Source organism: Aquitalea sp. USM4 (genome assembly GCF_004328945.1).
Lineage (GTDB): Bacteria > Pseudomonadota > Gammaproteobacteria > Burkholderiales > Chromobacteriaceae > Aquitalea > Aquitalea pelogenes.
In genome coordinates, this window is record NZ_CP029539.1 from 2,869,001 (window position 1) to 2,895,106 (window position 26,106).

22 protein-coding genes are annotated in these 26,106 nt (G+C 63.5%); 17 read left to right on the forward strand and 5 right to left on the reverse strand.

The features are described 5' to 3' along the window. The first annotated feature begins 34 nt into the window (after positions 1-34). From DKK66_RS13270 to DKK66_RS13305, 8 genes are all read left to right on the forward strand, one after another. The gene (locus DKK66_RS13270) at positions 35-343 is read left to right on the forward strand and encodes a c-type cytochrome (protein ID WP_045846240.1); all 309 of its coding nucleotides are present in this window, start codon (positions 35-37) and stop codon (positions 341-343) included. Then, the gene (locus DKK66_RS13275) at positions 325-663 is read left to right on the forward strand and encodes a cytochrome c (protein WP_131358849.1); all 339 of its coding nucleotides are present in this window, start codon (positions 325-327) and stop codon (positions 661-663) included. Before DKK66_RS13270 ends, DKK66_RS13275 begins: the two co-directional genes overlap by 19 nt. Next, a complete protein-coding gene (locus tag DKK66_RS13280) occupies positions 624-1,832 on the forward strand; it encodes a cytochrome D1 domain-containing protein (protein ID WP_131358852.1) in 1,209 nt (402 codons plus the stop codon). The genes DKK66_RS13275 and DKK66_RS13280 overlap by 40 nt, the downstream gene beginning before the upstream one ends. Then, positions 1,832-2,836, forward strand: a complete 1,005-nt coding sequence (locus tag DKK66_RS13285) for an Lrp/AsnC family transcriptional regulator (RefSeq protein ID WP_131358855.1) — start codon at positions 1,832-1,834, stop codon at positions 2,834-2,836. The genes DKK66_RS13280 and DKK66_RS13285 overlap by 1 nt, the downstream gene beginning before the upstream one ends. Continuing rightward, positions 2,820-3,827 carry an Lrp/AsnC family transcriptional regulator gene (locus DKK66_RS13290; RefSeq protein WP_062791076.1) on the forward strand — a complete coding sequence of 336 codons (1,008 nt, stop codon included), beginning with the start codon at positions 2,820-2,822 and terminating at the stop codon, positions 3,825-3,827. Before DKK66_RS13285 ends, DKK66_RS13290 begins: the two co-directional genes overlap by 17 nt. 88 nt (positions 3,828-3,915) lie before the next feature. Then, positions 3,916-5,112 (forward strand): heme d1 biosynthesis radical SAM protein NirJ, encoded by a 1,197-nt coding sequence (gene nirJ, locus DKK66_RS13295; RefSeq protein WP_131358858.1) that lies wholly within the window; start codon positions 3,916-3,918, stop codon positions 5,110-5,112. Beyond that, positions 5,109-6,671 (forward strand): cytochrome D1 domain-containing protein, encoded by a 1,563-nt coding sequence (locus tag DKK66_RS13300; RefSeq protein WP_131358860.1) that lies wholly within the window; start codon positions 5,109-5,111, stop codon positions 6,669-6,671. The genes nirJ and DKK66_RS13300 overlap by 4 nt, the downstream gene beginning before the upstream one ends. 167 nt (positions 6,672-6,838) lie before the next feature. After that, the gene (locus DKK66_RS13305) at positions 6,839-7,516 is read left to right on the forward strand and encodes a Crp/Fnr family transcriptional regulator (RefSeq protein WP_131358863.1); all 678 of its coding nucleotides are present in this window, start codon (positions 6,839-6,841) and stop codon (positions 7,514-7,516) included. Between the two features lie 69 nt (positions 7,517-7,585). Here DKK66_RS13305 and DKK66_RS13310 read toward each other — a convergent pair whose 3' ends face one another. Then, a complete protein-coding gene (locus DKK66_RS13310; protein WP_131358866.1) occupies positions 7,586-9,742 on the reverse strand; it encodes a TonB-dependent siderophore receptor in 2,157 nt (718 codons plus the stop codon). Positions 9,743-10,159: 417 nt separating this feature from the next. Between DKK66_RS13310 and DKK66_RS13315 the strand changes: the two genes are divergently transcribed. The 8 genes from DKK66_RS13315 to DKK66_RS13350 all read left to right on the forward strand — a co-directional run bounded on the left by DKK66_RS13315 (position 10,160) and on the right by DKK66_RS13350 (position 19,589). Continuing rightward, positions 10,160-11,479, forward strand: a complete 1,320-nt coding sequence (locus tag DKK66_RS13315) for a lysine N(6)-hydroxylase/L-ornithine N(5)-oxygenase family protein (protein WP_131358869.1) — start codon at positions 10,160-10,162, stop codon at positions 11,477-11,479. A gap of 8 nt (positions 11,480-11,487) precedes the next feature. Then, complete coding sequence (locus DKK66_RS13320; RefSeq protein ID WP_207389779.1) at positions 11,488-12,651, forward strand: MFS transporter; 1,164 nt, start codon at positions 11,488-11,490, stop codon at positions 12,649-12,651. Beyond that, on the forward strand, positions 12,648-13,244 hold the full coding sequence (locus DKK66_RS13325) for a GNAT family N-acetyltransferase (RefSeq protein ID WP_207389780.1): 597 nt from the start codon (positions 12,648-12,650) through the stop codon (positions 13,242-13,244). The genes DKK66_RS13320 and DKK66_RS13325 overlap by 4 nt, the downstream gene beginning before the upstream one ends. 61 nt (positions 13,245-13,305) lie before the next feature. After that, complete coding sequence (locus DKK66_RS13330) at positions 13,306-15,117, forward strand: IucA/IucC family siderophore biosynthesis protein (protein ID WP_131358878.1); 1,812 nt, start codon at positions 13,306-13,308, stop codon at positions 15,115-15,117. Then, on the forward strand, positions 15,104-15,889 hold the full coding sequence (locus DKK66_RS13335) for a siderophore ferric iron reductase (protein ID WP_131358881.1): 786 nt from the start codon (positions 15,104-15,106) through the stop codon (positions 15,887-15,889). The genes DKK66_RS13330 and DKK66_RS13335 overlap by 14 nt, the downstream gene beginning before the upstream one ends. After that, positions 15,873-16,640 carry an ABC transporter ATP-binding protein gene (locus DKK66_RS13340; RefSeq protein WP_131358884.1) on the forward strand — a complete coding sequence of 256 codons (768 nt, stop codon included), beginning with the start codon at positions 15,873-15,875 and terminating at the stop codon, positions 16,638-16,640. Before DKK66_RS13335 ends, DKK66_RS13340 begins: the two co-directional genes overlap by 17 nt. Before the next feature lies 1 nt (position 16,641). Continuing rightward, complete coding sequence (gene fhuB, locus DKK66_RS13345; protein ID WP_131358887.1) at positions 16,642-18,642, forward strand: Fe(3+)-hydroxamate ABC transporter permease FhuB; 2,001 nt, start codon at positions 16,642-16,644, stop codon at positions 18,640-18,642. Continuing rightward, positions 18,639-19,589 (forward strand): iron-siderophore ABC transporter substrate-binding protein, encoded by a 951-nt coding sequence (locus DKK66_RS13350; RefSeq protein WP_207389781.1) that lies wholly within the window; start codon positions 18,639-18,641, stop codon positions 19,587-19,589. The genes fhuB and DKK66_RS13350 overlap by 4 nt, the downstream gene beginning before the upstream one ends. Here the strand turns inward: DKK66_RS13350 and moaA are convergent. The 4 genes from moaA to DKK66_RS13370 all read right to left on the reverse strand — a co-directional run bounded on the left by moaA (position 19,567) and on the right by DKK66_RS13370 (position 24,534). Further along, complete coding sequence (moaA, locus tag DKK66_RS13355) at positions 19,567-20,541, reverse strand: GTP 3',8-cyclase MoaA (protein WP_131358890.1); 975 nt, start codon at positions 20,539-20,541, stop codon at positions 19,567-19,569. The genes DKK66_RS13350 and moaA overlap by 23 nt on opposite strands. A gap of 107 nt (positions 20,542-20,648) precedes the next feature. Beyond that, positions 20,649-21,875, reverse strand: a complete 1,227-nt coding sequence (locus tag DKK66_RS13360; protein ID WP_131358893.1) for a sensor domain-containing diguanylate cyclase — start codon at positions 21,873-21,875, stop codon at positions 20,649-20,651. A 98-nt stretch (positions 21,876-21,973) separates the two neighbouring features. Continuing rightward, the gene (locus DKK66_RS13365) at positions 21,974-22,630 is read right to left on the reverse strand and encodes a response regulator transcription factor (protein ID WP_045846256.1); all 657 of its coding nucleotides are present in this window, start codon (positions 22,628-22,630) and stop codon (positions 21,974-21,976) included. Then, positions 22,627-24,534, reverse strand: a complete 1,908-nt coding sequence (locus DKK66_RS13370) for a type IV pili methyl-accepting chemotaxis transducer N-terminal domain-containing protein (protein ID WP_131358896.1) — start codon at positions 24,532-24,534, stop codon at positions 22,627-22,629. The genes DKK66_RS13365 and DKK66_RS13370 overlap by 4 nt, the downstream gene beginning before the upstream one ends. A gap of 314 nt (positions 24,535-24,848) precedes the next feature. Between DKK66_RS13370 and DKK66_RS13375 the strand changes: the two genes are divergently transcribed. Next, positions 24,849-26,099 (forward strand): nitrate/nitrite transporter, encoded by a 1,251-nt coding sequence (locus DKK66_RS13375; protein WP_045846258.1) that lies wholly within the window; start codon positions 24,849-24,851, stop codon positions 26,097-26,099. The last annotated feature ends 7 nt before the right edge of the window (positions 26,100-26,106 follow it).

Sequence of the window (26,106 nt, forward strand, 5' to 3'; positions counted from 1 at the left end):
ATCGTCCGTGGTCTGCCGGAACAAGGAGAGCAGCATGAAACATGTACTGATCGCGCTGGCCCTGGGTGGGCTGATGTCGGCCGGGCTGGCCCAGGCGGCCAGCGGGCCGGAACTGGCCAAGCAATACAACTGCCTGGCCTGCCACAGCGTGGATGCCAAGCTGGTTGGCCCGTCCTACAAGCAGGTGGCGGCCAAATACAAGGGGCAGGATGTCACCGCCAAGCTGATGCAGAAGGTGAAGGCGGGTGGTTCCGGCAGTTTTGGTGCCATTCCGATGTCGCCTAATCCGCAAGTGCCGGATGCCGACCTCAAGCAGCTGGTGACATGGATTCTGGCCCAGTAAGGCGTGGCATCTGTCTGGCGGCCTTGCTGGCTGCCAGCCTGTGCCAGCAGGCCACAGCAGCGCCACCGGCAGAACCCCGTGCGGGTGAGCTGCTGCAACTGCTGCATAACGATTGCGGTGCCTGCCACGGCCTCAGCCTCAAGGGCGGGCTGGGCAGCCCGCTCACTCCCCAGGCGCTGGCTGGCAAACCGGCCGACAGCCTGGTGGCCACCATTCTCAATGGCCGCCCCGGCACCCCGATGCCGCCGTGGCGGCCTTTCCTTTCCGAAGAAGAAGCGCAATGGCTGGTTCAACTCTTGCAACAGGGCGGCGCACGCTAGCCCGCCTGCTGCTGCCACTGTCATGTCTGCTGTTGGCGGCTTGTGCCAGTACGCCACCCTTGCGTGGTACGGGCAATCTGGGCGTGGTGATCGAACGTGCCAGCGGCAGCGTGCAGATTATCGACAACACCCATGAGCAGGCGCTGGCACGGGTGCAGGGCCTGGGTGATCTGTCCCATGCCTCGGTGGTGTTTTCTCCGGATGCCCGCCATGCCTATGTGTTTGGCCGCGATGGCGCCATCAGCAAGGTGGATTTGCTGACCGCCCGGCTGGTGAAGCGGGTGGAGCAGGCCAGTAATAGCATAGGCGGTGCCATTTCCAGCGATGGTCGGGTGCTGGCCGCGCAAAACTACAGCCCCGGCGGGGTGAAACTGTTTGATGCCGACAGCCTGGCCTTGCTGGCCAGTGTTCCCGCTGCTGCCGGGCCCAACGGCCAGCCTTCGCGCGTGGTGGGCCTTGCCGACCTGCCGGGCAAGCGTTTTGCCTATGCACTGTTTGATGCCGATGAAATCGACGTGCTGGACGCCAGCACGCCCACGGCACCCAAAATCCAGCGCTTCCAGCATATCGGCAAGCAGCCTTACGACGGGCTGGCCAGTGGCGATGGCCGCTATTTCATTGCCGGGCTATACGGCGAGGATGGCCTCGCCTTGCTGGATAGCTGGCATGCCGACGCCGGTGTGCGGCGTATTCTGGCCGGCTATGGCCGTGGCCGTCAGACCCTGCCGGTGTACAAGATGCCGCATTTGCGCGGCTGGTCCATCGCCGGGGATTACGCCTTCCTGCCTGCCATCGGCCAGCACGAAATATTGGTGGCCGACAACCGTAGCTGGGCGCAGGTGGCGACAGTGCCGGTACTGGGCCAGCCGGTATTCGTGATGGCCGAACCGGGCGGGCGGCGGGTGTGGGTCAACTTTGCCTTCCCCGATAACGACAAGGTGCAGGTGATTGATGTGCCGACCCGGCAGCTAATCAAGACCTTGCAACCGGGCCGCGCCATCCTGCACATGGAATTCACCCCCCGTGGCGATGCGGTGTGGCTGTCCAGCCGTGACGACAACAAGCTGGTGGTGATCGACACCGCCACGCTCACCGTGCGCCGCACGCTGCCGGCGCTGGAGCCATCCGGCATTTTCTTCAGCAGCCGTGCCAGCAGGATGGGGATGTGATGCCAGACCCTTCAAACCCTGGCGTACTGCCGCCGCGCAGCCTGCAGGCACTGGACCGTTGTCAGAAGCAGTTTCCGCTCAGTGCCACACCATTTGCCGACATGGCTGCCCTGCTGGGCGATGGCTGGACGGCCCGTGAGCTCATGCAGTTGTTGTTTACGGCCCGGCAGGCTGGCTTGCTGTCACGGCTGGGAGCGGTGTTTGCCCCCAATACCGTGGGCAGCAGCACACTGGCCGCACTGGCAGTGCCGCCGGAGCGGCTGGATGCAGTGGCCGCCTTTGTCAGCAGCCATGCCGAGGTCAACCACAACTACCAGCGCGACCACCACTTCAACCTGTGGTTTGTGGTGACCGCCAGCGATGCCGCCGCCGTGGCCGAGGTGCTGTCGCGCATTCATCTGGCCACCGGTCTGACACCGCTCAACCTGCCCTTGCTGTGCGAATATCATATCGACCTCGGCTTTGCACTGGATGGCAGCGTGGCTGCGCGCCAGCCACAACCGCAGCCAAAGCCAATACGCCCAAACTGGCGGCAGCAGCGCCTGCTGGCCGCCTTGCGTGACGGCCTGCCGCTGCAATTGCGGCCGTTCCAGCTGCTGGCCTGTGACTGCGGCCTGACCGAGCCGGAGGTGCTGCAGCAATTGCAAGCCTGGCAGGCGCAAGGCGTGCTGCGGCGCTTTGGCGCGGTGCTGCGCCATGCCGAGCTGGGCTATCGCCACAACGCCATGTGCGTGTGGCAGATCGACGATGCCGCCCGTCGCGCAGCCATCGCCTGCCAGTTGGCGACAGAACCGGCGGTGACGCTGTGTTACGAACGTCCGGCGCGGCCGCCGCACTGGCCTTACCAGCTGTTCTGCATGATTCACGCCAGTGATGCCGCCAGCCTGCAGGCCATGCTGGATGATCTGGTCCGCCGCCATGGCCTGCAGGATTATCCGCACGCGGTTTTGCCCTCGATAAAACGCTACACCCAACGCGGAGCCTGTTATGGCCATCACGCATAGCCGGGCTGCGCTCAACCCGCTGGAAACCTGCATCGTCAACCAGCTGCAAGGTGGCTTTCCGCTTACCAGCCAGCCCTTTGCCCATGCTGCCGCCACCCTAGGCTGCAGCGAGCTGGCCTTGCGGCAAGGGCTGGATGGCCTGCTGCAGCGCCAGGTGCTGACCCGTTTTGGCCCGCTGTACCAGATAGAACGCATGGGCGGCTGCTTTGTGCTGGCGGCGCTGGCAGTGCCACCGGCACGCTTTGACGAGGTGGCGGCGGCAGTCAACAGCCTGCCGGCGGTGGCGCACAACTACCAGCGCAGCCACAAGCTGAATATGTGGTTTGTGCTGGCCGCCGCCAGCCAGGCCGGGATTTCCGCCGCCTGCAGCGCCATCGAACTGCTGACCGGCCTCACCGTGCATGCCTTTCCCAAGCAGCGCGAATACTTTGTCGGCATGCGCTTTACCGTGGGCGGCCAGGCGGCGGTGGGGCAGGCCAGTGCCGGACGTGGCAGTCTGGATGAACAGCCCATGGTGCCGGAACTGGACGAGGACGACTGGCGGCTGATCCGCGCCAGCCAGGCCGGGCTGCCCTTGGTGGAGCAGCCCTACCGCCAATTGGCCGACGCCCTGCAATTGCCAGAGCAGGAGGTGTTGAGCCGACTGGGCCGCATGCTGGAACAAGGGGTGATCCGCCGCATCGGCGCGGTGCCCAATCACTACGCCATCGGCTACCGCGCCAACGGCATGGCGGTGTTTGATGTGGCGGACGAGCTGGTGGATGAGCTGGGCCAGCAACTGGGTGCGCTGGATTGCGTGAGCCACTGCTATCGCCGTCCGCGCCACCTGCCGCACTGGCCTTACAACCTGTTTGCCATGGTGCATGGCGACAATCGCCGCGCGGTACGCGAACAGCAGGCCGCGCTATTGCAATTGCTCGGCCCAGCCTGCCGCCGCCATGCGCTGCTGTTTTCCACCCGCATCCTGAAAAAGTCCGGCCTGCGGGTGTAAGCCGGGATTGATCCCGTTGATACGGGTCAAGGAGACGGGCAGGGGGCGGCCTGCACACTGATGGCCATCACCATTGCCGGAGCCAGCCATGCTGCGCCTGACACCCTATCTGCAAAGCCTGCTGGACCCGGCAGCCGCCCCCGCCCGTAGCGGCAAACCCGGCGGCCCGGTGGTGATCTGGAACCTGATCCGCCGCTGCAACCTTACCTGCCAGCATTGTTACTCCACCTCGGCCAACAAGGATTTCCAGGGTGAGCTGAGTACGGCAGAAGCCTGCGCGGTGATGGACGATCTGTACGCCTTTGGTGTGCGGGTGCTGATTCTGTCCGGCGGCGAACCGCTGCTGCGGCCGGATATCTTCGAGCTGGCCGCCCGCGCCAAGGCCATGGGTTTTTATGTCGGCTTGTCCAGCAATGGCACGCTGATTGACCAGCGCAATATTGCCGCGCTGGCGGCGGTGGGCTTTGACTATGTCGGTGTCAGCCTGGATGGCATCGGAGCCACCCACGACCGCTTCCGTCGCCTGGCTGGTGGCTACGAGCTGGCCTTGAGCGGCATGCGGCTGGCACGTGATGCCGGGCTGAAAGTGGGCCTGCGCTACACCATGACCGAAGACAATGCCGACGACCTGCCTGCGCTATTGCAGCTACTGGCAGTGGAAGACATCGACAAGTTCTATTTTTCCCATCTCAACTATGCCGGGCGCGGCAACAAGCACCGGGCCGACGACGCCCGCCAGCCGCGTACCCGCTGGGCGATGGACTTGCTGATCGAGTCCTGCCTGCAGCACATCCGCGCTGGCAAGCCGCGTGATTTCGTTACCGGCAACAACGATGCCGATGCGGTGTACCTGCTGCACTGGGCTGCGCGTCATTACCCGGCACAGGCGGCGCAGCTGCGCCAGCGCCTGCTGGCCTGGGGTGGCAACGCCAGCGGGGTGAACGTGGCCAATATCGACAATCTGGGCAATGTGCACCCGGACACCATGTGGTGGAAGGTGACGCTGGGCAATGTGCGCCAGCGGCCGTTTTCTGCCATCTGGCAGGATCTGTCCCACCCGCTGCTCGCCGGGCTGCGCCAGTCGCCACGGCCGGTGGAAGGGCGCTGCGCCGCCTGTCAGCATCTGGCCATCTGCAATGGCAATACCCGGGTGCGCGCCTGGGAGCTGACCGGCAATTTCTGGGCGGCGGACCCGGCCTGTTATCTGAGCGATGAAGAAGTAGGCGTGGCCAGCGGCGTGCATGCGCTGGCACCGCTGACGCCATGGCAAAAGGAAACAGCATGATGAAACGCTGGCTTGTTTTGTTTGCCCTGACCCTCAGCCTGCCGCTGCAGGCTGCTCCCGCAGCGGACATGGATCCATCCGCCGCCGCGCAGTTATACGGCCAGCATTGCCAAAACTGTCACGGGGTCGACCGCTTGGGCGGCATGGGCCCGGCCTTGCTGCCGGAAAGCCTGGAGCGGCTGAAAACTGCCGAAATCAGCAACACCATCCGTCAGGGGCGCAGCGCCACCCAGATGGCCGGGTTTGCCGGCCAGTTGAGCGAGGAGCAAATCAAACAGCTCACCGCCTATGTACAAAGTGCTCCAGCCACGCCGCCACGCTGGAGCGATGCCGACATGCGCGCCTCGCACCGCCAGCCGGTGGCACTGTCCAGCCTGCCGGCCAAGCCGCAATACACGGCCAATCCGCTCAACCTGTTTGTGGTGGTGGAAGCGGGTGACCATCATGTCACGGTGCTGGATGGCGACCGCTTCCGGCCCATCACCCGCTTTGCCAGCCACTATGCGGTGCATGGCGGGCCCAAGTTTTCCCCTGATGGCCGCTTTGTCTATTTTTCCAGCCGTGATGGCTGGGTGACCCAGTACGACCTGTACAGCCTGCAAGTGGTGGCGGATATCCGCGTGGGCTTGAACACGCGCAATATCGCGGTATCGGATGACGGCAACTGGATTCTGGCTGGCAACACCCTGCCGCAAACGCTGGTGCTGCTGGACGCGCACGGCCTGGCCCCGGTGAAAACCATTGCGGTGCGTGATGCGGCCGGTCATCCGTCGCGGGTGTCCGCCGTGTACGAAGCCGCACCGCGCCACAGCTTTGTGGTGGCCTTGAAAGATGTGCCGGAGCTGTGGGAAATCAGCTACGACCGACACGCCGCGCCGGTTTACCCCGGACTGGTGCATGACTACCAGATGGGCGAGGCGCTGGCGCAGCCGGGTTTTCTTACCCCGCGCGTGACGCCGCTGTCCATGGTGCTGGACGACTTCTACTTCGACCCGTCTTATCAGCATGTGCTGGGTGCCTCGCGCAGCGGTCAGGCGCAGGTGATCAGCCTGGATGCGCGCAGCAAGGTGGCGGACCTGCCGCTGGATGGCATGCCGCATCTGGGCTCTGGCATCAGCTTCGAGCGCGATGGCCACCGCATCATGGCCACGCCCAATCTCAAGGGCGGCCAGCTCAGTTTCGTGGATATGGACAGCTGGCAGTTGATCAGGCAGGTGCAACTGCCGGGGCCGGGCTTCTTCCTGCGCAGCCACGAAAACACGCCCTATGCCTGGGCTGATTCCATGATGAGCGCGCACAAGGACATGCTGTCCATCATCGACAAGCGCAGCCTCAGCGTGGTGCGCCAGCTGGTGTTGCGGCCGGGCAAGACCACCGCCCATGTGGAATTCACCCGCGATGGCCGTTATGCGCTGGTGTCGGTGATGGAAAACCCCGGCGAGCTGATTGTGGTGGATGCGCAGACCCTGCGCGAAGTGGCCGCGCTGCCCATGGCCAAGCCGATTGGCAAATACAATGTGTTCAACAAGGTCAACCGTTCGGAAGGGACCAGTCACTGAAGCCGGCAGTCGTTGAAACCACCGAACGCCAGCGCGCATGCGCCATGCTGCTTCTACGCCGTTTGGCGTAGTTGCCTGATGCTTTGTGTGCATGGCGATGTCGGTGCTGGCGGCCTATAGTCGGCGGCATGACGGGTGCGTGCACCCGGCCCGCCTTTGGAAAAATCATGCAAACAGTCGATATTCCCGCTTTCTTGCGGCATCAGCCTTTGTTCCAGCAACTGTCTCCGGCGCAGATCGAGGCGCTGGTGCCCTTTACCCACGAAGTGCGTGGCAGCAAGGGGCAGGTGATCTTCCAGAAGGGCGACCCGTGTGATGGCATGTTCCTGGTGGTGTATGGCCGGGTGAAACTGGCCATTTCCTCGTCTCAGGGCAGTGAAAAGGTGATGGAAATCATCCATCCGGGCCAGAGCTTTGCCGAGGCGGTGATGTTTCTGGGCAAGCCCTGCCCGGTGATGGCGCAGTTACTGGAGGATGGCTTTTTGCTGAAGGTGGAAGCGCAAGGCATCAACCAGGCCATCGAAAAAGACCCGGCCTTTGCCCGCCGCCTGCTGGCCGGCCTGTCGATGCGGCTGCACGGCCTGGTGCGCGATGTGGAGCGCTACACCATTGAAACATCGCTGCAACGGGTGGTGGGTTATCTGTTGCAGAACGCCGATCTCACCGTACCGATGCCGCTGGTGACATTGCCGGTCAACAAGAACCTGATTGCCTCGCGGCTGAACCTGACGCCGGAAACCCTGTCGCGCATGTTGCACCAGCTGAGTGAAGCGCAGCTGATCGAGGTGAACGGCCGGGAAATCAGCCTGCTGAATGTGGACGGCCTGCGCCAGAGCGCCGACTAGGCGGCCCTGCCTGCGGTGACAAGCAAAAAACGCCTGACTGTGTCAGGCGTTTTTCTTTGCCGGGCAGGCTTACCACTTGTAGCTGAGGGTGGCGCTGATATTGCGCTTCTCGCCGTAGTAGCAGGCATAGCTGCTGTAGCACGATGCCACGTAGGTCTTGTTGGCCAGGTTGTTGGCGTTGATCTGCAGCGTGCTGCCTTTGAGCGACGGGCTGAACCGGCCCAGTTGCAGCCGCAGGCGCAGGTCGTACAGCGTGACACCCGGAATGGTCAGGGTGTTGGCGCTGTCGGCCCACATCCAGCCGGTATGGCGAATGCCGCCGCCCAGATTGATGCCGCTGTCAAAGGCATAGTCCAGCCAGGCGGTGGCCTTGTGAGCCGGTGCCAGATACGGCGTCTTGCCCTGGTTGCTGCCTTCGGTCACTTCCATGTCGGTATAGGTGTAGCCCGCCAGCAGCGACAGGCGCGGGCTCAGCCTGGCATTGGCTTCCAGTTCCACGCCGCGTGAGCGGACCTTGCCGATGGGGTCGTATTTGAAGGTGGTGGCGTTGTACTGGGCGACATTGCTTTGGCGCAAGTCGTAAATGGCCGCCGACAGCTGGATGTCGCTGCCTGGCTGGTAACGGATGCCGACTTCGCTTTGCTTGCTTTGCATCGGCTTGAGCACATTGCCATGGGTATCGGTGGCATAGGCCTGGCTTGGGTCAAAGCCTTCGCTGTAGCTCAGGTAGGGGCTCAGGCCATTGGCCGCCTGGTAGACCAGACCCAGCCGACCGGTAGTCTTGCCGCCATCCCAGCTGTTGCTCACGCCGGTGCCGGTATTGGTTTCCGATACCTTGGCCTGATCGTGGCGCAGGCCGGCGGTCAGCTTCCAGTTGTCCAGTGCCATCTGGTCCTGCAGGTAGACGCCGGTCTGGTCGCGCTTGCGGTCGAAGTATTTGTAGGACAGCGGGTGACTGCTGTCGTCGTAGACGGTGTTGAAGGGGTTGATGGTGGTGCCGGTGTAGGTATAGGAGTTGTCGCCCTTGTTGCGGCTGGTCTGGTAGTCCAGCCCGGCCAGCACGGTGTGCCTGAGTCCCAGCGCACTGAAGCGGGCTTCCAGGTTGTTGTCGATGATGTGGGCGGTGGAGCGCTCGCTGGAGCGGGCATAGGTGCGGTTGAGCAGGTCGGAGCTGTCCGACACCCAGCCCACGTCGGAGTACTGGCTCAGGTCGGTCTTGCTCAGTTGCAGCCGGTATTGCTGGCGGAAGGTCAGCGCGTCGTTGATGCGGTGTTCCAGCTGATAACCAAAGTATTGCTGATCGCGGCTCATGCCGTCGCCACTGGAGCCTTCGTTGAAGCTGGTGGAGATGGTCTTGCCGTTATGCGGTACCACGGTGCCGTAGTAGGGCAGGGTGCCGTGGTAGCCAGTGCTGGGGTCTTTCTGCAAATAGGCTTGCAGCAGCAGATTGGTGCTGTCGCTGATTTTCCAGTTGAGCGAGGGTGCCAGCACATAGCGCTCGGTGCTGGCACCGTTTTGCTGCTGGTCGGCGGCGCTGCCCTTGGCAACCAGGCGGTAGGACAAGTCGTCGCGCCCGGCCACGGCACCGCCAAAATCCAGCCCCAGCGAGCGTTGCTGGTGGTTGCCCACTGTTAATGACAACTCGTGGTAGTCCGATTGCAGCGGGCGCTTGCTGGTGATGGCCACCACGCCACCGGGTGCGGCCTGGCCATAGCTGGCGGATGCCGGCCCGCGTACCACGTCCAGCCTTTCCACCACGTAGGGGTCAATCTGCAGGGTGTTGTAGCCATCCGGGTCGCCAAACAGGCGCAGGCCATCCAGAAATTCATTGGCGGTGGGATGGTCGCTGAAACCACGCAACACGATGTAGTCGTAACGGGTGGTGGAACCCACCGCGCCGGTAAATACCCCCGGGGTGTAATTGAGTGCTTCGCTGATGGTGCGGGCTTGCTGGTCTTCGATTTGCTGGCGGGTGACCACCGATACCGCCTGCGGAATGTCCTGCAGCGGCGTATCGGTTTTGCTGGCGCTCTTGCTGCTGCCCACCTGATAACCCTGTGTCGGTGCCAGCGCATCATTGCGCTGCTCTGCATTCACTTTCACCGTTTCCAGCGTAGCGCTGTCCGTGGCGGCATAAGCCTGTTGCACCGCCAGCGCCAGGCTGGCCATGCACACTGCGTGACCCAGTGCCAGGCCGGCAGACGGGTTCTTCTTGCTGTTGTTCATCACTGTTTCCTTGATGGGTGACGGATACCACCTCCCGTGTCCGGCCCCCTGCCGGCGTGCTGAACGGGAAGTATTCGACCATGCCTTCGGCGTGTGGCTGCGGCAGGGTTGATGCAATAATGCTATTGATAATTATTATCATTCGCAATAATATTGTGAAAATTCTGATTGCAGGAGTGGCATTCATGACAATTAGCAGCATGCAGCGCGCTGGCAGGCAGGCTTCCTGTAAGCCCTTGGCGGGTTGCTAAGCGCCCGCCGGGACAGCCTTGTCCGTCCGGTTTGCCCAGACAGTGGCCCGCCGGTACCGGACCTCCCACCCACTGGCCCAGCCAGTACCCGGAGCGATGAAAACATGAAGCAGATTTTTGTCCCGCAAGCCGTCATTCCTGTGTTGTCTGTCAGGAGGGCGCTGTAATGAACAGCAAGATCCACGACTTTGTTGCCATCGGCATCGGCCCCTTCAACCTGGGCCTGGCCTGCCTGAGCCAACCGCTGGACGGGCTGGATGGTGTGTTTCTCGATCAGGCCAGCGGCTTTGACTGGCATCCCGGCATGCTGCTGGAAAATGCCACGCTGCAAACGCCGTTCCTGGCCGACCTGGTGACGCTGGCCGACCCCACCAGCCGCTTCAGTTTTTTGAACTACCTCAAGCAAAGCGGGCGGATTTACGCGTTTTACATCCGCGAAGACTTTTTCATGCTGCGTCAGGAGTACAACCAGTACTGCCAGTGGGTGTGCGCCCAGCTGGAGAGCCTGCGCTGGCAGCGCCGGGTAGAGCGGGTGGAATACGACGAAATCAATCACCTCTATCAGGTGCATTGCCACAACCTGGCCACCGGTGAGGCCGAGCTATACCGTGGCCGCCATCTGGTGCTGGGCACCGGCACCGTGCCGCTGTGGCCTGAGTGCTGCCAGTCGGTGCAGCAGCAGGCCAGCCACTCCGCCAGCTATCTGGCGGACAAGGCCGCCTTGCAGCGCCAGCCTTCCATCACCATCGTCGGCAGCGGGCAAAGCGCGGCGGAGATTTATTACGACCTGCTACAGGACATCGACCGTTACGGCTATCAGCTGAACTGGCTCACCCGCTCGCCGCGTTTCTTCCCGCTGGAATACACCAAGCTGACGCTGGAGCTGACTTCGCCGGAATATGTGGATTACTTCCACCAGTTGCCGCTGCCGCAGCGCGACCAGTTGTTGCAGCAGCAAAAGGGCTTGTTCAAGGGCATCAATGCCAGCCTGATCAACGACATTCACGAACTGTTGTACCGCAAGCACCTGAACGGCACGCCCAGCACCCTGCTGCTGGCCAATACCGCGCTCACCGCTTGCCGGCATGACAAGGCCAGCGGGCGCTTCGTGCTCAGCCTGCAGCAGCAGGAACAACAACAGGACTTCCAGCTGGAAACCGCCGCCCTGGTGCTGGCTACCGGTTATGGCTACCGCCAGCCAGACTTCCTGGCACCGGTTGCCGGGCGCATCCAGCGTGATGCCCGTGGCCGCTTTGCCGTAGCGCGCGATTACAGCATCGATGCCGACCACCGCCTGTTTGTGCAAAACGCCGAACTGCACACGCATGGCTTGTCGTCGCCGGACCTTGGCATGGCGTGCTATCGCAATGCCCGGCTGATACGCAGCATGACCGGTGTTGCCCACTATCCGGTGGAGCAGCGCATTGCCTTCCAGCAATTCACCGTGCCGCAGTCGCAACCCGCGCCGGAGCGCATGAGCGCATGAGGCGGGTATTGCTGACCCTGACCAGCCTGGCGGTGGTGGGCGATGCGGTATTGCTGCCGTTTTATCCCCAGTACTTTGCCAGCCGCTTCGGGGTGAACGATGCCAGCCTGGTCGGCAATTACCTGGCCGCCATGTGCCTGGTGGTGATGCTGGCGCTGCCCGCCTGGGCGGCACTGGCACGGCGGGTGGCCTTGCTGCGGCTATTGCCTGTCACCCAGCTGGCCGCCGTCTTGCTGTGCCTGTGCAGCGCCTTCAGCAACAGCATGGCGGCCTTCTGGCTGGCCTCGCTGAGCATGGTGGCGTGCAAGGCCAGCTATCTGCTGATTTACCCGCTGCTGATGAGTCAGACCCCACGGCAACAGCACGGCAGCCTGATCGGCCTGCTGTCGGTGATTGTCCACTTTGGTGGCATTGGCGGCGCCTTGCTGGGCGGTGCCTTGCTGGGCCTGTTGCCACCGGGCGATATCTTCTTGCTGATGGCGCTGGCAGACCTGCTGCAGATGGCCCTGTGCCTGTGGCTGCGCTGGCATCCGTATGCCTCATCTGCGGTTGCGGAGGCAGAGCAGGAACAGGCAGCCAGCCCGCAGGCGGCAGGTGCTGCGCTGTGGCGGCTGGGACTGCTGATGTTGTTGTTCTACTGCAGTGCCTATCTGGTGCGCGGCTTCTTTGCCCTGTACTGGCAGCAGCAAAGCGGTATCGACAACAGCCTGCTGGCCGCGGCGGTGTTTGCGCTGCCTGCTGCCATGGCCTTGCTGGGTTTGTGGCATGCGCGGCGGCGTTCGCAGCGTGGCCTGACGGCAACTGCTGGCCCGCGCTACCTGTGGTGGCTGGGGGCGGCCGGTCTGCTGTTGCAGGCCCAGCCGTGGCTGCCACTGCTGTTGCTGGGGCGCTGCCTGTTTGGCTGGACGCTGTTCCAGCTGACGGTGTGGCTGGACCTGCAATTGTTCCGCCACAGCAGCCCGGCACGCTATGCCCGTGACTACAGCCGCATCAGCCTGTGCCAGAACCTGGGCGTATTGCTGTCCTCTTCCGCGGCCGGTGTGCTGGTGGCAGGCCATGGCTTGCTGGCCCCGTTTGTCGCTGCGGCGCTGGGGCTGCTGCTGTGCTGGCTGTTATCCCCTGTATTGCTGCGGGAACCTGCCCCGGCGCTTTCCCAAGGAGTTTGCCCATGACGGCGCGTTTACCTTTGTTCACCCGTCAGGTGGAGGGTTTTGGCTGCTTTCGCCTGCATGCCTTGCGCATTCCCGAGGACATCCCCTTGCTGCATGACTGGGTGCAGCGTGATTACGCCCGCTACTGGGGCATGCAGGGCCATGCGCTCGCAGCAGTCACTGCCGCCTATGCCAGCTTGCAGGCCAGTGGTCATGCCCAGGCCTGGCTGGCCTGGCTGGACGATGCACCGGCTTTCCTGATGGAGCGCTACGACCCGGCCCATGACGAACTGGGCCGCCATTACCCGGTGCAGCCCGGCGATATCGGCATGCATCTGCTGCTGGCCCCGCCAGAGCAGCCGCGCAGCGGTTTTAGCCGGGTGGCGATGGATACGGTACTGGCGGCCCTGTTTGCCGAACCGTCCGTCCGCCGCGTCGTGGTGGAGCCGGATGTGCGTAACGACAAGATCCACCAGCTCAACCGCTATGCCGGCTTTGTCTATCACGGCGAAATCGCGTTGCCGCACAAGCGCGCCGCGCTGGCTTTCTGCACGCGGGCGCAGTTTGACGCCCATCTGCAAGCCATCGCCGACCAGGCCACGTGTGCACTCTGACAACATTTACCCTGCCGGGGCAGCCGCTGTCAGGCGGCCACGCCCTGGTGCAAGGAACACCATGCAAAACGTCAATCATCAACATCCGCAACAACTGGTTTCCCATCTGCAGCCGGCCATCTGGGCCAAGGTCAACCGCCTGCTGCTGCGCAAGGCCATTGCCGAGTTTTCCCACGAACTGTTGCTGACACCCGAACTGCAGCAGCAAGAGGACGGCTGGGGCGAATACCGCCTGCCCATTCCCGATGGCAGCGGCGCATACACTTTCCGCGCCCGTGTGCTGGCGCTGGAGCACTGGCTGATCGACCCGGCATCCATCCGGCGTACCGTGCGGGGTGCCGCTGCCGAGCTGGACGCGCTGGCTTTCATCATCGAATTCAAGGCGGTGCTGGGCATTGGCGACGACATGATGCCGGTGTACCTGGAGGAAATCAGCAGCACCCTGTATGGCAGTGCCTACAAGCATGCCCGTGGCGGGCTGAGTGCCGAGGAACTGACCCGGGCGGATTTCCAGTCGGTGGAAACCTCGATGATGGAAGGGCATCCGGGCTTTGTCGCCAATAACGGCCGTATCGGCTTTGATGCGGTGGATTACTTGCGCCATGCGCCGGAAGCCGCTGCACCGCAGCGCCTGATCTGGCTGGCGGTGCACAAGGCGCGTGCCACCTTCTCGTGCGCGGCCGATCTGGACTACCAGCGCCTGCTGCAAGAAGAACTGGGCAGCGCGGTGCTGGCCGGTTTTGCCCGCCAGCTGGCCGCGCAGCAACTGGACATGGACGACTACCTGCTGATGCCGGCCCACCCCTGGCAGTGGTTCAACAAACTGGCCATTTCCTTTGCGCCGGAGGTGGCACAGCGCCATATCGTCTGCCTGGGTTATGGCGAGGATGCCTATCTGGCGCAGCAGTCCATCCGCACCTTCTACAACATCAGCCAGCCGCAGCGCCGCTATGTGAAAACTGCGCTGTCCATTCTCAATATGGGCTTCATGCGCGGGCTGTCACCGTATTACATGCTGGCCACCCCGGCCATCAACGACTGGATCCGCCAGCTGGTGGACAGCGATGCCTACCTGCGCCAGCAAGGCTTTGCCATTTTGCGCGAAGTGGCGTCCATCGGTTTTCGCAATCCCTATTTCGACAACGGCATCAGCAAGGACTCGCCGTACAAGAAGATGTTGTCGGCGTTGTGGCGTGAAAGCCCCGCTGCCTTGCTGGGGCCAGGCAAACGGCTGATGACCATGGCCGCGCTGCTGCATATCGATGCCGCCGGGGAGTCCTTGCTGGCGGCGCTGATCAGGAGTTCCGGCCAGGATGCGCGCAACTGGGTGGCGCGTTATCTGCAAGCCTATCTGGCACCGCTGCTGCATTGCTTCTATGCCCACGAGCTGGTGTTCATGCCGCATGGGGAAAACCTCATCCTGCAGCTGGAAAACAATGTCCCGCAGCGCGCCATCATGAAGGACATCGCCGAGGAAGCCGCCATCCTGAACCCGGACGCCGCCTTGCCGCCAGCGGTAGCACGGCTGGCGGTGAAGGTGCCGGAAAACATGAAGCTGCTGGCCTTGTTCACCGATGTGTTCGACGGTTTCTTCCGCTATCTGTCCGCCATTCTGGATGAGCATTGCGGCCTGCCCGAGCAAGCGTTCTGGCAGGAGGTAGGCCAGTGCGTGCGCTCTTACCAGGCGCAATTCCCGCAGCTGGCCGAGCGCTTTGCCCGCTACGACCTGTTCATGCCGGAGTTTGACCGCTCATGCCTCAACCGGCTGCAACTGGGCAATAACCAGCAAATGCTGGACCTGGCCAACCCGGCCGGCAATCTCAAGTTTGCCGGTACCTTGCGCAATCCGCTGGCTGATCATGTGGCCGACTGAGCGGGCCGCAGGCAGCACACTGCCGCTGGGCCGTTTGCTGCCGCTGCTGGCCCGGGCGCTGCCCGGACTGGAGGGCCGGGTAGGGCTGCCCGCGCCGGATGAGTTTGCCATTGGCAGCGCCAGTGCTGCCATCGGCCAACTGCTGCAGCACCTGCGCCAGCAGCATCCGGAAGCCGGCCCGCATTACTGGGGCTGCCGCAGCTGGAGCCTGCTGCTGTGGCAGCCCGCCTATGCCACGGTGCTGGCGGTGGAGCTGGCGGCGGTGTTGCCGGATTTCAGCGCCATGCAGCAGCGCTTGCTGCCCGGCATGGTGGCCGGTTTCAGCCTGCCGGAGCAAATGCTGCAGCCTGCCGCTATAGCCAGCCTGCGCCAGCAGGCTGCGCGGCAACTGGTGGAGATGGCCGACTGCCTGCATGCCCAGCTACACGCCCAGCAGCCATTGCACCCCAAGCTGGCAGGCCGCTTGTTGGCCGATTGTGTGGCCGCCGCCTTGTTGCGGGTGCAGCAGCAGCGCCCGGCGCTGGATAACGCCACCGTGACCGACTGGTGCAGGCAGTGGCTGGATGCAATGCAACTGCCGCAGGCCAGCGGGCTGTGGCCGGTGGCGCTGGAGCAGGGCGGCGAGCGGCTGGCACTGGAGCGGCGTGCCTGCTGCCAGCATTTTCGCCGCTGTGACGGGACACTGTGCAGTACGTGTCCGAAATTGAAACCGGCAGCGCGCATTGCGCTGCTCAGACAGGAGTGGGCACAACAAGATGTTGAGCTTGCATGATATCCAGGTGCAGCGTCAGGGGCGCTGCCTGTTGCAGTTACCAGCCTTGCAGCTGGATGGGACGGCATTCACCGTCATTCTGGGGCATAACGGCTCCGGCAAATCCACCCTGATGAATGTACTGGCCCGCCAGTTGCAGCCGGACCGGGGACAGGTGCTGCTCAATGGCGCACCCAGCGCCCGCCTGTCCGCCCGCCAGTTTGCCCGCCAGGTGGCGTACTTGCCGCAGCGGCTGCCGGACGCAGCCGGTCTGACGGTAGCCGAACTGGTGGCCTTGGGGCGTTACCCCTGGTGCGGGGTGTTTGGCCGCTGGCGGGAACAGGATAGCGCCGTGGTGGCACAGGCGATGGCCGATGCCGATATCAGCCAGTATGCCGCGCGAGCGGCGGACAGCCTGTCCGGTGGTGAGCGCCAGCGGGCCTGGATAGCCATGCTGCTGGCCCAGCAATCGCCGCTGCTGCTGCTGGATGAGCCCACCTCGGCACTGGATCTGGCCCATCAATACGAAATGATGGGCCTGCTGCGCCGTCTGAACCAGCAGACCGGACGTGGCGTGGTGGTGGTGCTGCATGATCTGAACCTGGCCGCCCGCTTTGCCGACCGCATCATCGCCTTGCAGCGTGGTGCCCTCTATTTTGATGGCAGCCCGCTGGAATTATTGCATTCGCCGCGGCTGTCCGGCCTGTACGGCATTGAAATCCGCTTGCTGGAGCAGGCCGGGCAGGCCTGTCCGGTGGCGGTGGTGGCCTGATATGGAGCATGTGATTGCCAAGCCCGGCCAGGGGGCCGGGGCGCATGGTCATCTGCGCTGGATATTGCCCGTGCTCTGCCTGCTGGCTGGCGTGCACCTGTGGCTTAACGGTGGCATGCCGCCTGCCGGGCAGTGGTGGCAGCAGCAGGACATTGCCAGCCTGCAGTTTTATTACGCCAGCCTGCCACGCATGGTGATGGCGCTGCTGGCCGGGGCGGCACTGGGTTTGTCCGGCAGCGTGCTGCAACAACTCAGCGGCAATCGGCTGGTGTCTCCCATGACGCTGGGCATTTCATCGGGTGCCTGGCTGGGTGTGGTGCTGGCCGCCGTGGTGCTGCCCGACAATCCCTCCTTGAGCAGCGGCTGGCCGGCCTTGCTGGGTGCCATGCTGGCGCTGGGGCTGGTCTTGCTGCTGGCCGGACCGCGCGGGCTGAACGGCTTGCCGCTGGTGCTGGCAGGCATGGCGGTGAATCTGCTGCTGGGCGGCATGGCCACCATGCTGGTGTTATTGCACGACCAGTACGCCAGCAATCTGTTTGTCTGGGGGGCTGGCGATCTGGCGCAAATAGACTGGCAATGGGCGCAGTGGCTGTGGCCGCGCCTGCTGCCTGCCGCGCTGTTGCTGTGGCTGGCACCCCGGCCACTGGCCATGCTGTCGCTGGGCGTGGCTGCCGCGCGTGGCCGAGGGCTGGCACTGGGCACCATTCTGCTGCTGTTGCTGGCGGCTCTGTGGCTTAGCGCGGTGACGGTGACGGCGGTGGGGCTGATCGGTTTCATCGGCCTGCTGGCTCCCAATCTGGCCCAGTTGCTGGGTGCGCGCCGTCCGCTGGCGCAACTGGCCTGCAGTGCGCTGCTGGGGGCGGTTTGTTTGCTGGGCAGCGATTGTCTGGCACTGGCCATCGGCCACTGGGCGGGCAGTAGCCTGCCCAGCGGCGCGGTGACTGCCTTGCTGGGCGGGCCGCTGCTGCTGTGGCTGGTACGGCGCAGCATGAACGCGGCACAGCACACGGCGATGTTGCAGATGCCGGGCAGTCTGCGTCAGTGGCGCAAGCGCAACTACCTGCTGCTTCTGGGGGCCTTGCTGGGCCTGTGCTGGCTGAGTATCGCACTGGCCCCCGGCCCCGACGGCTGGCAATGGCAGTGGCCGGATGCCTTGTTATGGTCGCTGCGCTGGCCGCGCAGTCTGGTGGCCCTGAGTGCCGGGGCGGGCCTGGCGCTGGCTGGCGTGCTATTGCAGCGGCTGCTGCGTAACCCGCTGGCCAGTCCCGATCTACTCGGCCTGTCGGCTGGCTCCACCTTGTGCATGCTGCTGGTGGCCGCTTGCCTGGGGCGCTCATTGCTGGAGGACGGCATCATGTGTGCCTTGCTGGGGGCCTTGCTGGTGCTGGCTGCCTTGCTTGGGCTGGGCCGTCGCCACCAGTATGCGCCGGGTATGATGGCGCTCAGCGGCATTGCCCTGGCTGCCATGCTGGATGCCATGTTGCAAACGGTGCTGGCCAGGGGCACGCCGGACAGCCTGGCGGTATTGGCATGGTTGTCCGGTTCCAGTTACCGGGTGACACCGGCGCAGGCAGTGTGGCTCAGCCTGGCCGTGCTGCTGTTGGCCGTGCTGGCCCTGGCCTGCCAGCGCGTGCTGACCCTGCTTGGTCTGGGTGATGGCCTGGCACAAGGCCGTGGCCTGCATCTGGCTGCCGCCCGTCTGGGCCTGCTGCTGCTGGTGGCCTTGCTGACTGCGGCGGTGACTGCGGTACTGGGGCCGGTGGCGTTTCTGGGCCTGCTGGCACCGCATATTGCCAGCATGCTGGGTGCACGGCAGGCGGCAACACAGCTGCTGGTGGCCGCCTTGCTGGGGGCTGGTTTGCTGCTGCTGGCCGACTGGCTGGGGCGGGTGGTGATTTACCCACGGCAATTGCCGCTGGGCATGCTGGCATCGGTTCTGTGCGGTTGTTATTTCCTGTTGTTGCTGGGGTGGCAGCGCCTGCGGCGTGGAGGTGGGCAATGAGGCGTGGCTGGTTTTGTGTCCTGTTGTGGTGGGTGCTGGCCTGCCCGGCCATGGCCGGTGGTGTGGATGAGCTGAGGGCGGTACCGGCCATGCCGGCGGCCAAGCGTATTGTGGCGCTCAGCTGGGAGGCGGCGGAAAACCTGCTGGAGCTGGGAATCACTCCGCTGGCGGTGGCGGATGCAGACGACTACCGGCGCTGGGTGGCGCAGCCATTGCTCCCCGCCGGAGCGCTGTCGGCGGGCAGCCGGCTGGAGCCGAACCTGGAGTTGCTGGCCAGTCTGAAGCCTGATCTGATCCTGAGCAGTCCGGTGCTGGGTGCCTTGCGCCCGCGGCTGCAAGCCATTGCGCCGGTGCTGACCATCGATGCTTTCCGCCCGAACGAGGACCATGCCCAGGCAGCCGAAGCCATTTTCCTGCAACTGGGCCGGGTGCTGGGCCGCCAGCAGCAGGCAAAAACCAGGCTTGGCCAGCTGGAACAGGGCTTTGCGCAATTGCGTCAGCAATTGCAGGCGCATGGTGCCCGGCGTCTGCCACGGGTGCAGGTCATCCGTTTTGCCAATGCCTCCAGCGTGTATGTCTATGGCAGCAATGCCATGCCGGTGCTGGCCTTGCGCCGGCTGGGGCTGAACACCACCAGCACGCCGGCGGCTTCGGTATGGGGGATCAGCCAGCAGCGGGTGGTGGATCTGGCAGCCTGGGGAGACGAGGTGGTGCTGTATCAGCAACCGTTTGCTGAAGCGGGGCGGCTGTTTGCCAGCCCGCTGTGGCAGGGCATGCCCTTTGTCCGGCAGCAGCGGCTGGCGGCGGTGGCACCGGCCTGGAGTTATGGCGGGGTGGGCTCGCTGTATTACCTGGCCCAGCGCATGACTGCCGCCTTGTTGCAGTTGCCCTTGCTGACGGACAGGCCGGTGGCGGCAAACCTGCCTAGCCGCCGGTCATCGACATGAAGCGCACCACCTGTTGTGGCTGCTGGATGAATTCGTGTTTTTCCGGTTTCAGTTCGATGGCGGCGCGAATGGCGGCTTCCAGTTCGGCGTCGCCGCAACCGGCACGCAGCAGCGGGCGCAGTTCCAGTTGTTCTTCCTGGCCCAGGCACATGTACAGCGTGCCATCCACTGATAGGCGCACCCGGTTGCAGGTGGCGCAGAAGTGCTGCGACAGCGGGGTGATCAGCCCCAGGGTGAAGCTGGCATCGGCGTTTTGCCAGTAAGAGGCCGGGCCGCCGCCCAGGCTGCGGCTGCTGGCAATCAGGCCGTGCTGGTGTGTCAGCTTGTCCAGCAACTGGCTCAGGTCCAGCCCTTGCGCGGCCTGGCCGGTACTGCCCATCGGCATGGCTTCGATCAGGCGCAGCACAAAACCCTGCTCCATGCAGTAGGCCAGCATGGATTCGATATCGCCGTCATTCACCCCGGCCAGCGGCACCATATTGATCTTGATATTGGCAAACCCTGCCGCTTTGGCCGCCGCCAGCCCTGACAGCACCTTGTCCAGGCTGTCGCTGCCACTGATGCTGGCCACGCAGTCGCGGCGCAGCGAATCCAGGCTGATGTTGAGCCGGTGCAGGCCGGCGGATTTAAGCGGTGCGGCCAGGCTGGCCAGCTGGGTGCCATTGCTGGTGAGTGACAGGTCTTCCACGCCGGGCAGGGCTGCCAGCGTGCCTACCAGTTGCGGCAAGTCACGCCGCAGCAGCGGTTCGCCGCCGGTCAGGCGGAAGCGGCGCGTGCCCAGCCGGGCAAAGGCGGCTACCACGCGCTCTATTTCGTCAAAGCGCAGCCAGTTGGCCGGTTCCTCGAAGCCCTTGAAGCCTTTGGGAATGCAGTAGCTGCAACGCAGGTCGCAGCGGTCGGTGACGGACACCCGCAGATAGTCGATGGTTCTGCCAAAACGGTCGGACAGCATGGCTGGCACCAGAAGGGGAGAATGGCTGCCAGTGTAGGCTGAGCGTGACGGCTTGCCAGTTGGCCAGTGGTGGAGGCCGGGCTACGCCGTAGGGAGTAGGGGGCGGCTCAGGCCGCCATCACGCGGTTGCGGCCCAGGTGCTTGGCCTGATACAGCGCGTTGTCCACCCGCATGATCAGGCTTTCCACCGTTTCATTGTCCTGGTGGATGGCCACGCCCAGGCTTATCGTGATGGCCGGCAGTTTTTCATGAAGGTTTGCTGCCACGGTGTGGCGCAGCGCCTCGGCCAGACGCATGGCATTGTCGTGACTGGTTTGCGGCAGCAGGATGACGAACTCCTCGCCGCCCCAGCGGCACACGGTATCCTGTGCCCGCACGCGTGACTCCAGGGTGCGGGCCAGCCAGACCAGCACTTCGTCACCGGTAAAGTGGCCGTGCTGGTCGTTGATCTGCTTGAAGTTGTCCGCGTCGATCAGGATCAGGCTGAAATCGTTGCCAAAGCGCCGCTTGTCCTGGATGGCGCGTTCCAGTTGCAGCAGCAGGTGCCGCCGGTTCCACAGGCCGGTGAGCGGGTCTTTCAGCGCGGCCTGTTCCAGTTCGGCCTTCAGCCGTTTTTGCTCGGTGATGTCGTGCACCACGCACAACATCAGCCGCTGGCCGTTTATTACCACCGGCCCGGCATAGGTCTGTACGTCGCGCAGGCTGCCATCGGCCAGCCTGTGGACAAAACTCAGGGGCTTGTGCCCGCCCGGCAGCTGCGAAATATGGTGCATCACTGGCAGGATGTCCCGCCCCATGGCGTTGATTTCCCAGGTGTGCTTGTGGATGAACACGTCACGCGGATAACCATAAAAACGGGCGGCCGCCTGATTGACATTGACGATGCGGCCATCATCGGCCGGGTCGATCAGCAGCATGGGCGCGCTATTGGTTTGCATCAGCATTTCGTGGAAGCTGCCGTCGCGTCCGGGGTCGGCAGACAGGGTGCTGGCGGCATCATCCGGCAGGGCGGATTCCAGCATGCCTTCGGCAATGATGGCCGGGCGGCCATCACTCAGTAGCAGATGGCCCAGATGGCAGCACAGCACTTGCGGGCCGTTTTCGCCGGGCAGGGTCCATACTTCCACCACCTGCTGGTATTGCAGCATGTCCGGGCTGTAGTCGCTCAGCTGTTCCAGCGCGCAGGCGGACAGATGACCACCCCGCAGGCAGGCGATGTCCTGATCGCGGGACAGCTGTCTGGCCTGCCGGTTGGCAAACAACAGATTTCCGCTGTCTGGCAGGATGATCCAGACTGGGGTGTGCAGTGCATCCAGCAGCGCAAAGGAAGTCATGGTGTCAGGCAGGCAGCGTCAGGGTTGGGCGTGTCCATGTATGACATGGTAGTTGTCCTTTTTGCCAGCTTCAACACTATTCACCGCAAGGGCATGGGTCAGGGCAGCTTGTCCAGCCCGTGTTCGACGGCAAACAGCGCGGCCTGTACCCGGCCGTTGAGGCTGAGTTTGCGCAGGATATTCTGCACATGCACCTTGATGGTGCTCTCGGCCAGGTCCAGCGAGCGGGCGATTTCCTTGTTGCTGACGCCACGGCTGAGCCAGGCCAGGATTTCCCGCTCGCGCTGGGTCAGCTGCTCCACGCCGCTGCGCTTGCCCTTGCTGCTTTCGCCGCCGCGCAATTGCGACAGCAGTTTGGATGTCATTTCCGGTGACAGCACGCTGTCGCCATCCACCGCGCGGCGGATGCTGTCCAGCAGGAAGTCGGCGTTGATGTTTTTCAAGAGATAACCGCGTGCGCCGGTTTTCAGGCACTCGGCCAGGTCCTCACCGTCTTCGGATACGGTGAGCATCAGTACCGCCAGCTGCGGCTGGGTGACCAGGATTTGCGCCAGCGCTTCGCGGCCGTTCATCTGCGGCATGTCGATGTCCAGCAGCACCACGTCGGGCTTCAGTTGTTCGCACAGTTTGACGCCTTCCAGGCCGTCGGCGGCTTCACCGACGATGTCAAAGTCGCTTTGTCGTTGCAGCAGGGCTTTCAGGCCGCTGCGAAACAGGGTGTGGTCATCGACCAGCAGGATGCGGATGGTGCTCATGCGGCTTGTCTTTCGGTATGGGGTAACAACAGGCTGACTTCGGTGCCGCCATCGCGATGGGCTTGCACGCTGATCTGGCCATGAATGCGGGCTGCGCGTTCCTGCATGATGGACAGGCCGACATGGCTGGAGCGGCGGCTGGCGACGAGGTCTTCGTCAAAACCGCAGCCATCATCGCGTATCAGCATGCAAAAATCGGCATCATTGCGGATTTCCACCATCACGCGGCGGGCGTGTGCGTGTTTGCGTACATTGGACAGTGCTTCTTGCAGGATGAAAATCACCTGCAATTGCTGTTGCGGATCCAGCGCCAGGCCGTTGCCGCTGAGGCTGAGCTGGGTGGGCACGCGGGCCTGCTTTTCAAAACGGTCCAGCAAGGTGCGCACCGCATCAGCAAAGTCCTCCTTGTTGATGCGGGTGCGGAAGTTGAGCAGCAGTTCGCGCACGTCCTCGTAACATTCCTGCACGCCGGCACGGATGCAGGCCAGGTTTTCCTGTGCCTGTTCGGTTTGCTTGTCCGCCAGCGCGGCTTCCAGCATCTGGACTTGCAGATTGAGGAAGGACAGCGACTGGGCAATGCTGTCGTGCAGGCCCTGCGCCATCAGGTTGCGTTCCTCGGCCACGGCAAACTGGCGGTCGCGGGCGGCCAGGCGCTGGTTTTCCACCGCTACGCCCAGGTGGCTGCCCAGAGTCTCCAGCAAGAACTGGTCTTGCGCGGTCAATTGCGGCTGCTGGTAGAAGTACAGCGTGAAAATGCCGACGTTATTCTGGTTATGGCGGATGTGAAATACCGAAATGCTGGCAAAACCGGCGCGCTGGCAGTGTTTTTCTTCCAGTTTTGGCAGCTGGTCGAAACGGTGTATCACCGACACCGGCTGTTGCACGGCATCACCGCACAGGCAGCCGTCGATGGGGGCGCAGTCGTCGTGCTCCAGCATTTCCAGCGGCAGGCCTTGCTGGGCAATCAGTTCCAGCCGGCCACGCTTGAAATCCACCAGCCGTACGCTGCCGGCATCGGCGCCGGTCAGTTCGATCAGTCTGGAGATGAAACCGCTGCACATATTGTCCAGCGTGTGCGAGCCGTGCAAAAAGGCCGTGACATTGTAGAGGGCGGCCAACTGGCGGTTTTTTTCTTCCACCGAGCGGGTTTTGTCGGCCACTTTCTGTTCCAGCGTGGTGTACAGGTCCTGCAGGCGGTCGGCCATCTGGTTGAAGCCGGTGGCAATGGAGGCAAATTCCTCGCTGCTGTCCACGCCCACCCGCGCATCCAGCTGGCCGTCGCGCAGCCGCAGCATGCCTTCGCCCAAGGCGTTGAGCGGGCGGATCACCAGCAGGAACAGCAAGAACATCATGCTGAACGAGCCGACAATGGCCATGGCAATCAGCGCCATCTGGAAAAAGCGCAGCAAGGTGGTGTTGCGCGCATTGTCCTCTTCCACCAGTTTCACCAGCCGGTCGATGCGGTTGACGAAGCTGGCAATGTCAGGCCGCTCCATCTTGCGTGGCTGGCCGGCCTGCCGGGCTGCGTTTTCCAGCAGGGGCTGCATGTCCTGTCGCCAGGCTTGCTCGATGAGCGCCACCTGCTGGTGCACGGCGGCATTGTCCGGCAAGAACAGCGGCCGGGCCGGGTCGCCCTTTTTCAGGCGCGCCAGAATGGTGGCAAATTGCTGTTCTTCATCGTGTATGGCGGTCAGCGGCGCGCCTTCGCTCACTTGCAGGGCAATGTGATAGCTGCGCATGCGCAGGCTGCCGGCGTCGTTGATGGCGGCGGCACCGCCTTCCAGCTTCCACGACAACACCAGGGTGTAGCCGATGGAAGTCATGGCCAGCAGCAGCCATGCGATGGTCAGCATCAGCAGTTTGGTGGACAGGCTGCGCCATTGCGGGGTCTGGTAAAGCATCATTCAGGGCGGGTCCGGTGGGGCTGGGGGCTTCAGAGGGCAGGGCCGTCTGACTGTATTCCAGCTTAACAATAATGCCTGGCCCATGTGACAGCAATTCTCCATTAGGTGGAGAAAGCCACCGCGCCGAGCGCAGTCAGACAGCCTGCTGTGGCAGGGTTTGGCGGCTGACCATCCCCCATTGTGATTAGTCCGGCTTCTCCATCTGCCGCTGTGGCCTAGCTCCTCATGCCGCCTGGTGTGCTGCTATCGGTGAATATTTCCCGCGTGTGGAAAAGGGTTAAATGCCAGCTATCCCAATAGCGGAGCTTGGCATCATGGCTTCATTACGCTTCAAGCAGTATGCGGTACTGGCTTCCAGCACCACTGCCTTCACCATCTGTTTCATGATCTGGATGATGTTTGCCGTGCTGGGTATTCCCATCAAGCAGCATCTTGGCCTGAACGAAACCGAATTCGGCATCCTCGCCGCCACGCCGGTGCTGTCCGGCTCGCTGGTACGGGTGCCGCTGGGCATCTGGACCGACCGTTTTGGCGGCCGCATCGTGCTGTTTGTGCTGATGCTGACCTGCGTGCCCTTCATTTTCATCATGCAGTACGCCACGGCTTACTGGCAGTTCCTGGCCATCGGCCTCTTGGTAGGGCTGGCCGGCGGGGCGTTCTCGGTGGGCACGCCCTATGTGGCGCGCTGGTTCAAGCCGGAACAGCAGGGCATGGCCATGGGGGTGTTCGGGGCCGGTAATGCCGGTTCCTCGCTCACCAAGCTGGTGGCCCCCGGCATCATCGCCATCGGTGGCTGGCAGCTGGTGCCCTCGGTCTACGCCGGCATCATGCTGGTGACGGCCATCCTGTTCTGGCTGTTTTCCTATCAGGACTCTGCTCACTTGGTCCGCAGCAAGGCCAGCCTGGGTGAACAACTGGCCTTGATGAAGAACCCGGCCGTACTGCGCTACTGCCAGTACTACTCGGTAGTGTTTGGCGGCTATGTGGCGCTGGCGCTGTGGATGACCAAGTACTACGTGGGCGAGTACGGCTTTGACATCAAGCATGCGGCGTTTCTGGCGGCCTGTTTCTCCCTGCCCGGTGGCGTGCTGCGGGCGATGGGCGGCTGGCTGTCCGACCGTTTTGGCCCCTACAAGGTGACCTGGGGCGTGATGTGGACCTGCTGGGTGGCGTTTTTCATCCTGTCCTATCCGCAAACCGACTTCAGCATCACCACCACGCACGGCGTGCAAAGCTTTCATATCGGCCTGAGCGTTGTTCCCTTCACCCTGATGCTGTTTGGCGTGGGCATTGCCATGGCCATCGGCAAGGCCTCGGTGTTCAAGTTCATTGCCAACGAGTTTCCCGACAATATCGGCGCGGTATCCGGCGTGGTGGGCCTGGCTGGCGGCATGGGCGGTTTCCTGCTGCCCATCCTGTTTGGCGTGCTGCTGGATGTCACCGGCGTGCGCAGCAGCGCCTTCATGCTGCTGTACGGCACGGTGTGCGTGTCGCTGGTGTGGATGCATTTTTCCTTCAAGCCCGCACAGGGCAAGGCTGCACTGGCAGCCAGCAAGGCCGGCTAGGCCCGGC